Origin of the sequence: Pseudomonas capsici (assembly GCF_017165765.1) — a bacterium.
GTDB lineage: Bacteria > Pseudomonadota > Gammaproteobacteria > Pseudomonadales > Pseudomonadaceae > Aquipseudomonas > Aquipseudomonas capsici.
This window is the reverse complement of sequence record NZ_JAFGZD010000006.1, coordinates 225,591-240,458: the sequence shown is the minus strand read 5'-3', so window position 1 is coordinate 240,458 and position 14,868 is coordinate 225,591. Positions and strand designations below refer to the sequence as shown.

At 58.9% G+C, this 14,868-nt stretch carries 10 protein-coding genes; all 10 read right to left on the bottom strand.

Annotation, left to right across the window (positions count from 1 at the left end; genetic code table 11):
• Nucleotides 1–26: 26 nt before the first annotated feature.
• Genes JSY17_RS10880 through JSY17_RS10835 form a run of 10 tightly spaced genes read right to left on the bottom strand, consistent with a single transcriptional unit; the run spans nucleotide 27 to nucleotide 14,868 of the window.
• Nucleotides 27–1,295 (bottom strand): vWA domain-containing protein, encoded by a 1,269-nt coding sequence (locus JSY17_RS10880; RefSeq protein ID WP_122369978.1) that lies wholly within the window; start codon nucleotides 1,293–1,295, stop codon nucleotides 27–29.
• 47 nt (nucleotides 1,296–1,342) lie between these two features.
• Nucleotides 1,343–1,843, bottom strand: coding sequence for a hypothetical protein (locus JSY17_RS10875; RefSeq protein WP_122369976.1), 501 nt, complete (start codon nucleotides 1,841–1,843; stop codon nucleotides 1,343–1,345).
• A 7-nt stretch (nucleotides 1,844–1,850) separates the two neighbouring features.
• Nucleotides 1,851–2,585, bottom strand: a complete 735-nt coding sequence (locus JSY17_RS10870) for a hypothetical protein (protein WP_122369974.1) — start codon at nucleotides 2,583–2,585, stop codon at nucleotides 1,851–1,853.
• Nucleotides 2,586–2,618: 33 nt separating this feature from the next.
• Nucleotides 2,619–4,121, bottom strand: coding sequence for a formylglycine-generating enzyme family protein (locus JSY17_RS10865; protein ID WP_162883233.1), 1,503 nt, complete (start codon nucleotides 4,119–4,121; stop codon nucleotides 2,619–2,621).
• 34 nt (nucleotides 4,122–4,155) lie between these two features.
• Entirely contained in the window at nucleotides 4,156–5,379 is a 1,224-nt protein-coding gene (locus tag JSY17_RS10860; protein ID WP_206401731.1) for an FtsX-like permease family protein, read from the bottom strand.
• Nucleotides 5,363–6,055, bottom strand: coding sequence for an ABC transporter ATP-binding protein (locus JSY17_RS10855; protein WP_206401730.1), 693 nt, complete (start codon nucleotides 6,053–6,055; stop codon nucleotides 5,363–5,365). Before JSY17_RS10855 ends, JSY17_RS10860 begins: the two co-directional genes overlap by 17 nt.
• Before the next feature lies 1 nt (nucleotide 6,056).
• Nucleotides 6,057–8,030: a vWA domain-containing protein gene (locus JSY17_RS10850; RefSeq protein ID WP_232849411.1), complete on the bottom strand. Its 1,974-nt coding sequence runs from the start codon at nucleotides 8,028–8,030 to the stop codon at nucleotides 6,057–6,059.
• A gap of 2 nt (nucleotides 8,031–8,032) precedes the next feature.
• Nucleotides 8,033–9,037 carry a hypothetical protein gene (locus JSY17_RS10845; protein WP_206401728.1) on the bottom strand — a complete coding sequence of 335 codons (1,005 nt, stop codon included), beginning with the start codon at nucleotides 9,035–9,037 and terminating at the stop codon, nucleotides 8,033–8,035.
• Between the two features lie 3 nt (nucleotides 9,038–9,040).
• Nucleotides 9,041–11,734, bottom strand: coding sequence for a putative virulence factor (locus JSY17_RS10840; RefSeq protein WP_206401727.1), 2,694 nt, complete (start codon nucleotides 11,732–11,734; stop codon nucleotides 9,041–9,043).
• A complete protein-coding gene (locus JSY17_RS10835) occupies nucleotides 11,731–14,868 on the bottom strand; it encodes a virulence factor SrfB (RefSeq protein WP_206401726.1) in 3,138 nt (1,045 codons plus the stop codon). Before JSY17_RS10835 ends, JSY17_RS10840 begins: the two co-directional genes overlap by 4 nt.

Sequence of the window (14,868 nt, the reverse complement as noted above, 5' to 3'; positions counted from 1 at the left end):
GCCGCTTCAGGTCAATTTCCAGGTCGTTATGGCTGCTGCTCGCCCGAGCAGTTCTGCTCCGATACTTCATCCATGGCTTCAAGCAGCATGCGTTGTACCTCTACCGCATCGTTTGCCGCATAGACCCGGCCTCCGGTGTTTTCGGCAATGCAGTTGGACAGGGTGCTGTCACTGATATTAACCACGTTCACCCGCAGTCGTGGCTGCTGGCTGGCGATACGTGCGGACACCTCGCAAGCGTTTTGCTCACACCCATCCTCTCCGTCAACAAACATCACCACGACCGCATCCTTGAAGCGCCCGTCGACCTTGCTGGCTGCCTCGGCAAGACTGGCTGCCAGAGGCGTGCCGTCATCCGCCTGGAGCTGGTTAACCTTGGCAATCAGTTGTGGTCGAGCCTTGAGGCCAAACAAACCCTGATCCACCGTCGTGGTACAGCCTTTGAAGGTAATCAGGCGGGCGTCGATATCCGGGCGCAGTTGATCGATCATGGTCGCAAAGGATTGTCTGGCCACGGTCAGGCGGGTGGGCTCTGCGAGGAGGCGGGCTTTTCTCGGATTGGTTTCAGGCAGGTTCTGGCCTACCTGAAATAGCCATTCTTCGTCTGCGGCCGTTGCATTGATGTTGAGATTCATCGAGCCGGAGGTATCCAGTACTACTACGAAATCCGGTTTTGGGGCGTTCGCGGTGCAGCTATAACGTTCTACAGGCGTTGGGTAAATCAGACTCCACAAACTGCCACGCCAGGTCCAGAGCAGCCATAGCAAAAGAAGCAGTAAAGGTAACAACAGCAGCCACAGAGGAATGCGCAGCCCCCATTGCCTTGATGACACTCCAGGCAAAAGTGTTGGTACAGACGTAGGCGTAGTACTGGAAGCGGGTGGTACAACGGGGGGCAATTTGGGTTTCAAACCCCAGCGGACCACCACCGGCTCGTCGTTCAGGCTGTAGAGATTATCCAGGTCCGGAGCACTGATCAGGGTGCCCAGGGCCTGAGAATCTTCGATTTTGCCGCGAGCCTCAAGCTCATCCACCAATTGCTGAATGGCCTGCTGGCGTTGTTCATAGCGGGCCAGTAATGCTTTTCGTGCTCCAGGGCCAAGGCTGTCATAGGTCAGCGGCTGGCCTCCGAGTTCTGACCACCAATGCAGTGTGTCCTGCGTTCCGGCACGTGGAGTGGCGTAAAGGCTGGCAACACTGGGCGGAAAGTGACGGTGCAGAAGTTCGACTTTGCTTTCCAGGCTGCGAAGCAGTTCTGGAGGAGGGGATGTAGCGTCGCGGGTGATGCGTTGCATAGCGCGGTCCAGAACAGGATGAGGCCCCGCAGGGCCTCAAGAGAGGGTCATTCGTAGCCGAGGCTGAGCTGCAGCCTTGAAACCTTTTGTTGAAGGTTTTTGAGTTCCTGCTTGCGGGCTTCGATCACTGCCGGGTCTGTGCTGGCGGTGAGTTTCTTCTGGGCAGCCATCTGTTTTTCCAGGTCGGTGATCTGCTGCTGGACCTGTGACTTGTTGGCATGACGGGTCTTGAGCTGACCCAGCAGTGTGCTCATGGACGTGTCCAGGACGGCCTGTTGACGTTGCTGCTCGGCCAGGCTTTTGCTGGTGGCTTGCTGTTGGGCGACCAGATTGTTGTAGACCTCGTGGAAAGCAGCGTTTTCGTTACGTGCCGCCACCAATGCCTGCTCACGCTGGCGGACCTGGTCGCTGTAGCCACCCGAATGATCGCAGTTCATCTTGGCGATCAGGCTCGCTTCAGTATTGTTTGAGTCGCAGCTACCCGGTTGAGTGGCACAGCCTCCCAGCAGCAACAGCCCGGAACTGACCAGCAATGCGCGAATGATCATGTTTACCTCAACCCAGAGTGATAGCCGAGCGCTGGCTGTAAAGGCCGTCAACTTCTTTTTGCAGAGAAGCGACCTTGGTGTTCATCTTGGTGATTTCAGCTTCGATTTCAGCGACTTGCTTACCACCCCCATTGGTGCGTTCCAGTTGCGCGGTTTTCTGGTACTCCGTCACTTTTGTGCGCATGCCGTCCAGATCCTTGCGCATTTGCGTCAGGTTGCTGTCGACACTGGCGATTTCCTGCTGGGCCTTGGCCTTGTCTACAGTCTTGTTCTGGATGGACTTCTGGATATCGGCGATACGCCCTTTGTCGTCGTTGATCACCTGTTGCAGGGTTGCGGTGCGCAAAGCGACTTTATCGGTATCGGCTTTGACTTCGTCATTCATCAGTTGAAGACGCTGGGCCGTGTTGGAGTATTGGCTGCGGCGATAGTCGTAATAATAGTTGGCACCCATGGCCACGCCGCACGCGGCGATACCGGCGACCACCATGCATTTGACCTTGTCGTTGGGGTTGGCTACTGCGCAGGCCAGAATGCCGACCCCGGCAGCGCCGGCACAGGCTGTAAGGCCGGAAGTGGAGAAGAATTTGGCGTCGGCGCTCTGGGTCAGGCGCGGGTCGGGTGCCGTGCCGGTCTCACCAAGCATGTTGCTGCCGGTGTGAGCGCAACCGCCCAGTACCAGAGTGACGGAAAGAAACAGGCCCAGCATGGCCTTGGGAAGATAATCACATACTTGTTTCATGCTACAGCTCCTGGTGGTATACGGTGCATCGAATTACTGACTGACGGCCTTGCAGCGGCCAAGCCAGGCATCGGTGTCGATTTTCTGGGTTTTGAGAAAGGCCTGCTGATTGATCCAGTGTGTCTGCAGATACGGCTTGAGCTCTTTGAGCTGTTCGTTGCGGGCGACGATTTCACCCATGACCGGTACTTGTCGTGCCAGCAGTGGTTCGCCATACAGGGTGCCGGAATCCACCAGACTGCTGGCGTAGTAGCGGCTGAGCTTGTGCAGACGGTCTTTCTGCTCGTCGAGCTTGCCCTTGCGCATCGGACAACTGCTGTCCTGCTCGTTGGCTGAACAGTTGAGGTCGTAGTTCTTCTGCAGAAAGTCCAGGTATTTGCCGTCGTCGAGCATCTTGGTACACAGAAATGCGCCCAGATTGAGGCTGGCGCGTATGGCCTGGTCACGGGTCTCTTCTTGCTGCTGATTGCTGGCACGCAGCTGGTTTTCCAGGGTCTTGAGCTGTTCCTTCAAGGCTTCGTCGGCCACACCCGAAGCCAGAGTGCCTAACGCCTGCACGGCATTCTTGTCGTTACCCTCAGCGGCTTCGCCACTACCGGTACCGAGTTTTTTCCAACTGCTCTCGATACTGCTGACCCGCTCGCGGGAGGTGAGGGTGCTGGACACCAATGCCAGACGCAGGCCTGTAGTCTTGCTGGTGGCGGCGGCCTTGTCTTCGTAGTAATTGCGCTCCTTGCGTAAAGCACTGCGCAACTCGCCCTGAGCCGTGCGGTAGTCGCCACCGCGTACCACATAGCCACCCGCTTGCCCGTGCTGACGGTCGAGCTTGTTCAGGCGGAACGGCTCGAACATCATCTCGTCGACGTTGCCGAGCATATCGTGCAGGCCAAGGGCATTGGGCTTGAGCAGGCCTGCCAGTTGCAACTGTCCGTTGGAAGACTGTGCCCCGGCGAACCATTCATAAGCGTTCAGTCCATCCGGCATCGGATAGCGCAGGTCCCGAAACTCTGCAGTGCTGACGTTCAGTCCGCCGCGAGCGGCAAACTCCCACTCCACTTCGGTCGGCAAGCGCACGAAGCCAGCTACGCCATCTTCCTTTGGCAACTTGTCGGCTGCGTTCTGTCGCAACCAGAGGTTGTATTTGTCGGCGGCTTCCATGGCCTGCATCCAGCTCAGGGATACCGCTGGCAGTCGTTGCTTGTTCGAGGGTGTCGGACATTCTGTCTGCGTCAGGGCTCGGTATTGCAGGTCCGTCATCTCGTATTTGGCCAGCAGGTAGTAACGCGATTTGGCGGTTTTCTCTGCGGTGAAGCTGCCCGCGATGAATGCCGGGTGAGTCTGTTCCACATAGCCCCATTCGCTGTTGTCGCCACCGATATTGATGGGGTAGTCGTCCAGCGGGCCGGCCAGGGGAATGAACACTTTGCGAAACACCATGGCGCCGTCGCAAGGCATGGGCAGTACCACGTCTTCGGCTGCGGGCATAGGGTTGTAGAGTTTCTCTTCCCAGGCAGCCGAAGCCTGAAGGCTGGCCATGGCCAGTGGTACAAACAGCAAGTGGCGCCAGTGTCTAGAGTTCACGAAGACTCTCCGCAGGTTGGATTCTGATAGCACGTGTGGCACCGACCAGCGCGACTAGCGCCGCGACCGCAAGGGCGAGCGCCAGCGCTGTCAGGCTGTGCAAAGGGGTGATATGGCAAACGAAACTGCCGGTGATGCGCTGACCGCCCAGCAACTGGTTGAAGGCCTGACTGCCAGCAAGGTAGAAACACAGACCGCCAAGGTAGCCTGCCAATGCCAGTACGATGGCCTGCAAGACCACGTAACCGGCAACCGCCGGGCCGGTAAAACCCAGCAGTCTCAGCAATGCCAGGCTGCGACGTTTACGGTCGATATTGGCAAGAAAGGCACCCACCAGCGAAGCGATACAACCCAGCAGGGCTGCACCGGCAATCACTCCGAAGATAACGCCCAGCACGTGGTTTATCGCTTTGACATTCTCGATGTCGGCCAGTCGACTGCCGGTTTCGATATGTTGCGCGTTCAGCCAGCTCTCTAGTGGTGCGACACTCTCGATGTCCCGTGCATACAGGCGAGCTCGGGCATAGCGGGGCGTCAGAGGCTCTGCTGACTGGCCGCTTGTGGCACCCAAGGCATCGACCGCATAGCCATCGCGAAAACGTTCCAGTTGCAGCAGCAGATCGGGATGGACGAATGCTGCCGGACGCGAAAAGCTCGCCGCTGGCAGGGTGGCAGCCAGCGTCAGAGTGGTTTCACCTCTTTCCAGAGTGCCGGCCAGACGCCGTTGCACACGCAGGCGCAGGGTATCGCCGGCCATCAGGGAAAGGCGTTCGGCAGCCGCAGAGCTGAGAATTACCTGGCCGGGCAGGAGTGAGCTGGCAGGCATGTTCAATAGAGGGTCGGCGGCAGCGGTGGGAATGATTTCGGCGTTATCGACAAAACGGCCTTTGCTGCCGATCAGATCAGCCTGGGTATTGAGCGAGCGGGTCATGCCAAGGGCAAAGCCGGTTTCCGGCCGCTGTTGCAGCGTATCCAACCAATGCTGGTCATAGTTGCCGCTGCTCAACAGCTTGATTTCCAGATTGCGCGGGTCGCGAAGCAACTCGCCCTGCAACTGGCTGACCACGCCATGTTTGAGCCCGAATAACAACAACAGGGGAGCGATCACTGCCACCAGCGAGGCCGCGATGCATAAGGATACCTTGCGGTCATGCCAGAGATCGGTCAGAGCCAGGCTGACCAACAGGGCGAGGCGTTCAATGGATTGCTTCAAAGCGCGTCTCCCCCGGCAGGTTGACGGCATTCAGGCGCGGCAGGCCGAAGCTGTCCACAAGACTCCAGTCATGGGAGACCACCAGCGCGCTCAGGCCCAGTTCGTCCACCAGCCCCAGCAGCAACTCGAACAGTTGTCGCGCGTTGTGGGGGTCGAGTGCCGCGGTGGGTTCGTCGGCCAGCAAGAGTTGTGGCTGATGGGCAATGGCGCGCACGCAGGCAACCCGTTGCCGTTCACCGATAGACAGGGCCTGAGGCAGCTTGTCCAGCAAGGGCCCCAGATGCAGGGCATCGATGGCCCGCTCCACATGAGCACTTTTGTTGCTCAGCCCCAGCAATCGTCTGGGCAGGTTGATGTTGTCCCTGACCTTGAGGAACGGCAGCAGCCCGCCGCTTTGCAGCACAAACCCCAGTGAGCGGGCGCGTACATCGGCCAGTGCAACTTGATCGTCGGCTGCCAGCAGGGCAGCAATGTCCTGATTGCCCATGCGATACTGCCCAAGCGCTTCGGGAGCCAGCAACAGTCCCAGGGTTTCGAGCAGTGTGCTTTTGCCGCATCCGCTTTCGCCGGTAATCGCCAGGACTGCGCCGCGTGCCAGATTCAATTCAGGCATATGAACCCGATGCACGCTCGAGCCGGTTCCTCGCTGTATCTTCAGTCCCTTGATCCGAAGCATTTCAGGGCATCATTTCCAGCGGTACGGGGTAAACGTTGTCACGGGCGTCGCTGCCTTCTGCCAGTGATACCCAGCGGTCAACGTCGGCGTTGTACACTTGGTAATGGCGCAGTTTGGTAGACAGGGTGCGGATGAATTTTTCCTGAGCCAGGCCATCCCAGCTTTTCCAGGTTTCCTCATCCAGGTTCAGCACTTCGCTGTGGTAGGGCAGGTCTTCCAGGTATTCTCCCAGCACGCCCAGTTCCGACAGCTTGGCGGTGCCGTTCTGCTTGAGCTGATTGGGGTCGGTGCCCATGGTGGCGGCAACAGAACGCAGGCGCTCGAACATCTCGCTCGGAGAAATCAGGCCTTCGTTGGCTGCATCGAGAGTTTTCTTCAATACGTCGCTGAGGTCGCTGAGTTGCGCCTTGGTCAGCAGCACCCGCACGTCAGTGGTCGGGACGTTCTGCTTGATCGGGTCACGGTCGGCAATCCACGCCTGGAATACCGGCGGTGCCTGGGTACCGGTTTTCTCACCCAGATAGGCCAGGCGCATGGCATGGCCTATCAGTGCCGCGTCGTCGAGCATCTTCTGCTCGGCAGGGGTGGCCTTGGCGTTCATGGCACTGCCAATGGCATCGTCGCCCATGTAGGCGGCTTTCACCTGGCTGGTAATGGCGCTGGCCAGAGTATCGACCTTGCTGCCAAAGGTATTCAGGTCGCCAGCATCCACCGGGTAGTACAGCGAGGTGTTGGTGCCTGTGTAGGTGGACAGCGCCTGATACTGTGCTTCGGCCTTGGCGTGGTCCTTGACGCCAGCGGCTGTTTTCAAGTGCAGGGTGTAGATGGCCACGCCAGGGTTGCTGGCCTCGATGCGTACCTGTTCGGCATTCAGACCAGTCTTGGACAGTTTGTCGTCGCCATCCAGAGCGCCTGCATCGGTAATCAGCACCACATAGCGGGCGCCGAAAGGGTTCCAGTCCACCTGTTCGATGGCCTGCATGACCCCTGCATACGAGTCTTCGTCGAAGCTTTTGCTCGATACTTTCGCCTGTTTGAGATCGGCGGCCTTGGCCAGGAAGTCATCACCGTCTTTCACGGTATTGGGGTCGGCATACATCTTGGTCACATATTCCAGTCCCGGTACTGCCTGAGTGCTGGAACGGAACGCCACCAGGCCGAATTTCACCTGGCGCCCAAGGTTTTCCTTGGCGATCTGCGCGTAGACCTTGCTGATGGCTTCGCGAGTGCGTTCGATGTAAGGGTCCATGGAAATGGTCGAATCGATCACGAACACGACGGCAGCGCTGAACTCCTTGAGCTGGCTGGCAGCGTCCATAGGCGGCTGCCCCTGTGCTGCACCGGCCAGGCCTGCCTGCACAGCATTCGCCGGATCAGCCTTGCTGACCGAGGCAACATTGAGAATGCGCGTGCGAAAGCCTGCTTCGGTCATGACTTCTTCGCCACTGAGAACCGGCAGCAGGTAGAACTGCTTTTGCATGTCGATGAAATATTCCGGCTCCTGAGCCAGTACGCCCGGCGCAAGCGTGTTCTGCTTGAGCTTGGCCCGCAGCGGAGCAACATGGCTCACCGGGTCCGGCGCATCGAGGATGCCTTCCAGGGTCTTGCGCTCCTTGAAGAACATCAAACGATCGCGGTTGGCCGGGTTGGTGAAGGCCAGGGTCAACTGCATCTTCCAGTCCACGGTGCAGGATGCGGGCAACCAACCACTGGTCTTGCCGAAACTGTCCGGGCCGACCTTCAGCCACTCTGCATTACCTGCAGTGGCATGCTCGTAAACATAGAAACGGCTGAACGCCGGTTGCTCTGCGCCGGGAGTACCACCGGCAGCAGTGCTCAAGTGACATCCGGGCGTGGTGAGTACGCGCTGGAACAGGGTTTTCTTGCCTTCCTGCAGCAGCGGTTTGTCGGCGGCCAGGGCGTAGCCACTGCTCAAACACAGGCAAGTGGCGAGAGTCAGGGAGACGTTGCGCAGGATCACGGCTTGAGCTCCTTCAGACGCTCTGCTGCTTCGGCGTTGTCGGCCTGATAACTGAGGATGGTTTCGTACCAGTAAGCGGCAGTGGCATTGTCCGCAGTGGTGAAGCAGGCGCTGGGTTGCAGGTACTTGGGGTCGTACTCGCGAGCATAGGCCTGAGCCACTTCGACATTGCCTGCCTGGGCACGGTTGGCGTACAGCCGTTGCGCGACGCCACATTGTTTGTTGGCTTTGGCCAGCTCGATGACCTTGAGCAGAGTCGCGCTGTCGGGTGCCTGTTTGATGCAGCCCTGGACAAAGTTCAGTTCAGTCTCGTTGCTCAAAGCTTCGACGCTGCATGGTGCTGCGGCTACTGTCGGTGCAGGCACCGTGACTGTCGGAGTTGCTACAGGTGCAACGGGTTCGGGAGTCACCGGCTGCTTGAGCCAGAACCACAATCCCGCCGCGATAGCCAGCAAGACCAGAACACCGATCAGCAACAGGGCCGTGCGGCTTTTGGCTGGTGTCGGTGGTTCGGCGATGGGGGCGGGCAGCGGTTGTACTTCTTCTGGCTGTTCGGTTACGGGTTCGACAACCGGTTGTGGTATTGCCTGAGGCTGGCCAAGGCTGACAGTTGTTTGCGCTGCTCCCACATTGGTTGCACTCACCGCCAGAGATGAGTTCAGGCCGGGAGCAAGGCGCATGGGGTTTTCATCTTCGGCGCTGCCGTCCGGACTGCGCAGGCGAAAGTTGAATATGCTCGTCACTGAACTCAGCAGCGGATCGACGATTTCCGGGCCAGCCTCATAGCTTATCGAGTTGCCGTCGGCATCTTCTACAAAGTGCTGAGCGAACCAGCAAGGCGCATTGCCCCATTGCTGGTTGTGCTGCAGGTAGTAATCATCCTGATTGCGCTGGATGGCGAACTCCAGGTTGCCAGCATCATGCTCCCAACCACGTACTTGGAGAAAGGCGCGTCCGGGGGCCGGATTGGCCAGGGGAGTGAGCTTGATCGTGATGGACATGAATTATCTCGCTTTGAAGGCCTGGATGACGCGGCCCAGGGCCTCATTCTGCTCGGGCGTGATTTCTTTGCCCTTGCGATGGCCCACATTGTTCTGGGTGTGAATGGCAATACCGGAAATCCAGTCGTCGGCGAAGATCACGCTCTGGTCGTCTGCTTGCGGTGCCAGAAGCGGGAAGCGACCGGGCATTTCCTTCTGATAGAAAGAAAACAGCGGCTGCTTTGCGCCCAGCAGGCCGGTAGGCCGTTGGCTGGCAGGCTGTGCGGTATGACCGAACCAGGCGGTAAAATCGTCGAGCAACAGTTGTGCAGTCAGCACCTGGCGCTGAACCAGGTTTTCTCTGCGCACACCACTCTGGGCACGCTTGAGCAAGGCCTGGCTTAGCTGCAAGGGCAGGTCCAGACGTTCGGCGCAGACCACCAGTTCCTTGACCAGCAAGGCAATGGCGTCGGACGGCAGCTCCAACTGGTCCAGCAAATGCTGGCGACGGCTGAGGCCACGCAAGTGCGTTGCCCACAGGTTGAATGCCGCGCGGGCAAAGCGATGCTCATGACTCTGGTATTGCGGTACCGCCACTGTAACAGGTGGTGCTTCGGCTGCCGGGGTCACAGCGTCGCCGAAAATGTCGTATTCCACTTCTGGGGCACTATCCGCCGGGGCCGCCTCGATGGCTTCGGTAGTCGGGCTGTCGAAGTCTCCGTTCAGATAGAGATCGCGCAACTGATCTTCCGGCACCGCCATGTAGGCGAGCAGTTCACCCAGTACGTATTTACCGTGCTTGGTGGTGGCGAAGGGGCGCACGATCAGATTGGCGATGGCTTTTTTCTTGGCCCGTTCGTCTTCGCCACCGGCCTCGTAGTATTCCTCCAGACGCGGCAGCAACTTCACCATCAAGTCCTCCAGCTGTTCTGAGATACGCTGCAGCTTGAAGTTGATATTGGCCACTGGAGTGAAGGCGTTACTGAAGCGGCTCATGCCGCCATCGTTGAGCTTGAGCATCGCTTGCCAGGCATCCAGCGGTTCGGCGACATGGCGCTTGACCAGTTCGTTGTTGCCGAATGCTTCCTGCAAAGCCTGCAAGGCAACTCTGGATGAGTCGTTGAAACCGAGTTCTTCACCATCTGCTGACAGGTCGATAAAGCTCGTCTTGAAGCGTGGCTTGCGCACCAGATAGGTGTTCTTGAAAGGCGTGTTGCCCCACTGTTTCATCCACTCTTCGTTGCCGAAGCGCTCGATCATGGTCAGCTTGAGCATGTTGTCGCAGGACTCGGGGAACTGCACGATTTCGCCGTTCAGCGCGCCGCCGATGAAGCCGTCACACATGGTCAAGGCCCAGATCAACCCGCTGGCACGGCCATCGCGCTCCTGGGCACTGGCGCCCTGAGTCTTGTCGATCCAGCTCCTGAGCACCGGCCCCACGCTGACCACTTCGCTCTGCTTGAAGCTGCTGGTGCACATGACCAGCGCGTTCATTTCCTGCTCATTGGTGTAGCGTTCGAACAGGTAGGCAACCTTGCCGCGCAGCAGCAGTTTTGCAACCGGGTTGTTGGTTGCGCCGCTGCTGTCCACCTCACTTGCTTCATCGATGCTCATCAGCTTCTGGCGACTGCGATAGCCGGGGAAGTCCAGAAGATCGACGCTGTTGACGATAGAGTTGGCCGGTTCGTTGTCCAGACGGAAAATCAGCTCGTTGGTGAGTGCTGCCAGTTCGGCTCTGCTGACCGATACCGGCGTCCCCAGGTTGGCTTCATGGGCCGGGCGTACTTCCAGTGCACTGTCCCCGCTGCCGCCCAGGCGGCTGAGGATGTCCACGTTGATGATGCTGTTGGTCTGGACCATCTGGCCGTCACGCTGGCTGACCAGTGCCGTGATCGGTGCGAAGACCGTTTCGGCCAGACCCAGGCGGTGCAGGGCGGTTGCCAGTTGCTCGTAGGTTTCGGTCATCTTGTTGATGCCGCCCCACAACAGCGAGAACAACTGGGCGCGTTCACGAACCGACAGCCTTGGCGCCAGCTTGACCACCCGTTGCCAGTAGCGGGCATTCAACGGACGCACGGCATTGGGGTAGTTATGTTCCAGGTAATCCCAGAGCAGGACGACATCGTCACTGTTGACACCCGGCGTCGGTTGCGTGGCAGTGTGATCTTCAAACCGCTGCAGCAGAGCGTCGATATGCGCGTCTGTGATCTGGCTGTTCAGACGCTGATGGTCGAAGTCCTCGAACCAGGCATTGGCCAGAATAATGGCGATCTCGACCTCACGAAACAGCCGCAACTCCACTGGAAACTGAGGGTCCTTGCCAGGGTCGGCGCGGCGCGTAAAGCGAGTGACCAGACCGGTGGCCTCCTTGCCGCCGCCCACCGGGTTTACATGCTTGATGAAGTCCAGTGACTGGGTGCCGAACTGGGTCAGAAGCTGGCCCTTGTGGTCGGCGGCAAGGGCTGAAATCAGATAACTCTTGCCCGCCTGGGACAAGCCGAAGAAGCCGATGCCCATAGGCGTTGTGGACACACGACCCAGGCTGCGGGCCAGATTGCGGGCACGGTGCAGGTCACGGTTGAGCGTCACGGCCTTGGCCGCCACTTCCTCGACTTTTTCGGCTACGTCTTCCACCCAATCCAGGGCCAGGCCTGCGCCTTTGTGTACCGATGTCCATTCGTGTGCAAGTTTGATCTGTTCGGTGGTCAGAGTAGTCATTTCGGACTCACGCTCCCGCTGTCGAGCCAATAGTTGGAGGCACCGCCTTCGGCGCTCAACATGGTGTAAAGCTGCAGCCTCACGTCCTTGCGGTCGAAGGATTGATCCAGGACGTTGCTTTCGATGTTGTCGTCGATCCCCAGGGTTTCGGCGATGATGTCGGCGTCGCTTCGCTCTGCGTCGGCGCTCTCTACTCGAAAACGCAACAGCAGGCAGGCTTCTTTGCCATCTGTAGTGGGCTTGCCTACCAGCTTGCGAGTGCCGCGCTCAGTGAGTTCGATCAGATACAGGGGCGTGGCAACCCAGCGCTCGGCATTCAATTGGCGATACCCCAGGCGAGTTTTGCCCAGTACACGCAGTTGTGGGCCGTCGAGCTGCGGGTCGTGCAATTGCAGGAATTCGTTGCCTTGGGCATTGCTCTTGATCACGTCCCGATAGAGCATGTCGTGATCGATGACCAGATTGTTTTCGTCCAGCTTGCCGATATGACGCATGGTCGAGTACGGTTTGAGGCGGCCAACGCTGAAATAGAAGTTCGACACTTTGCGCTGCTCGCTGAGCAGGCACAGCATGGCGCCAACGGCTGCCGTACTTTTGGGGTCGTCTATCTGGCCATTGCGGTGGAACGGGTACCAGCCGCCGGTGCGATAACCGTTCATGGGGACGATGCGTCCCGGGGGCAGCGGCACTTTTCGGCGTATGTAAGCCTGCACACCTGGCAGGCGCGATGGGCGCCCGGTCAGCAGCAGCGCGTCGCAAGGGTACTGGAATACCACTTCGCACAGGGCATCGAGAATCTTGCTGAGGTTGATCTGGCCTTTGAGGAAGGCTTGATGAATGGCTGGCAAATCGATGCGCAGCATGACTTTACCCAGATCAAAACCGTCTCGTCCTCCGTCGATGCGGCGTACGCCCCCGGCCACGTATTCCTGGATACGTTCGCTGATCGCATCTTTTTCCAGTAGCTCGGCGAAGCTGTAGTCATGAACCGGGCTTGGCAGTTCCGGATCGTATGCCTCGTAGTCCTTGAGCAGGCGCAGGCCCAGGGGCACGAATACTTGCAGGTTCAATTGCTGACGCAGAATGGCGTCCTGGGCACTGGTGCTTTCATCGCCGCACAAGCGCGAAAGCAGCGAGCGCGGTGATACCACGCCGAAATCCTTGAGTGCCTGTTCCAGCGGCGGCAGTACGAAGCGCTGGATGATGTCCAGCAGGATGTCATCACCGGCGATCTTGAAACTGTCGCGAAAGCGCTGCTGGGGAATGATCGACACGTTACTGCCGCTTGCCTGTTCGGCACCGCGCTCCAGCGCGTAGTCGGTGATGACCAGATCAGTGGTGCCGCCACCGATATCGATGCTGGCCAGAGTGATCTGTTCCCGGTTGGTCTTGTCTGGGCGTGCCAGGGTGTCGAAGAACTCCTGAGCATGACCGGCAAAGTTTTCACGGATTTCGGTGTACAGGTAAACCAGTTGGCCACAGGTTGCTTCATCCCATTCCACTTTCACCCTTGGCAGTGGAACTCGGGGCGCTGGTACTGGGGAGTTGAGACCTTTGGCTTTGACCGGGTCGAGGTCGCCTTCGTGCCAGCCCATGCACTTCCAGACCAGCGCCAGGGCTTGCAACAGACGGTCATTGAGCAGACTGCGCTCGACCTGCGGCATGCCCGGCGGCACAGTCAGAGTAATACTGGACAACTGGCGTGGCCGCTGAGTGTGCCCCATGCGAGTCCGCTGCGCCGGGCTGTTAATCTGCAACAAGGCCTGAGTCAGCACCTCGGCGAGCATGAACGTCATCAGCGAGCTGCGTGAGTACTGCGGGGAGAACGCGGGCAGGCGATCATCCTCGTTCTTGAGCTTGTAGAACGCCTGTCCCAGCTTGGTGATCTTGTGCGAGAAGGGCGCAGCAGTGGCTTTGGGTTCACTGTCGGTCTGCACGTAGGAGTTGTTGAAGCGCCAACCGTGGGTGTAGGCGTTTTCATCCCACAGGTAACGCTTGGGGCTTGACAGGCCGGTCGAGCCCTCAGTGCCACGGCGACGAGCGGATAAGCGTCCGGCTTCAACCCCGACGCGGGCGATGGTCGGCCACTGGAAAGCGTCATGGCGTCCGCTTTGCACCGAAAAGTTTTCTTTGCCGAAGGCGGCTTGGGAAAACTCGATCCGGCTCTCGAATGGCTGGTTGTAAACCCGTTCGGAACGAACAAGGTCACGGATCTGCAGGATGTAGTTGTGCTTCATCCCGTCGCCGGATTGCCCGTGATTTTCGATCAGTATTCCGCAGGTCCTTGAGTTGCCGACGTCCAGCACCAGATCTACCGGAATGGGGGGATCGATGGAGTCGACGCCGTTGGCGGTAAGCTTGACCTCCGGCACCTCGATACGTGCGGACTCGCTGGTGCGCTGCTCGGGAATCGGCCGGGCCATCAGACTCAGCAGGTTCAGGTAGTGACCAATATGACGTTGTTCGACCAGTTCCTCGTCGATGTCTTCGCTGGGGCGGTGTTTGTTGCCTTCGCGATAGATTTCCGTCAGCCAGTCCTGCACCCATTTCTGATCCAGAAACCAGCGGCTCTGACGTGCGTGGCATGCCAGGCGGAAAGATGAACCGGCATTGATGTCGTCACGGGTCGGCGCCAGGTACTGCATGCCAGCTGCCGAGCTCATGGCGCGAGTGTCGAAGGCCAGTGTCAGACGGTGAGTGTTGCCATCTACATCGGCTTGCTCTAGTTCGACCAGGCGCGCCCTTGCCCAGTTGGTAGGGCCTTCGTCATAACGCTCTGGCGGCAGGAAGCGAAAGAAAGGCACGGGCAGCCACAATCCATCGAGCAGCCTGAGACTGGTCTGCATACTCAGCGTCAGGTCTTCGTCGTCGACTTCGCTGATCAGACGTTCCTGAGCCTGTGACTGTGCCAGCCTCTCGCCAGACTGGCTGGCGGTGCCCACCGGACCGAAGTGGAAGTACTGTTTGGTTTCCTGATTCTGCAACAGACGTGCGATCAGGGTGTTGCCCATCCTGGCAAAGCGCCCGGCGGGCTCGTTACGCACATCAAGCTTGACCGCGAAGTCCATAAACTGGAGCCCGCTGTCATTGATCAAGTGGACGGTTTCTTCGAATTGCGTCAGTTCTGGCAGCAT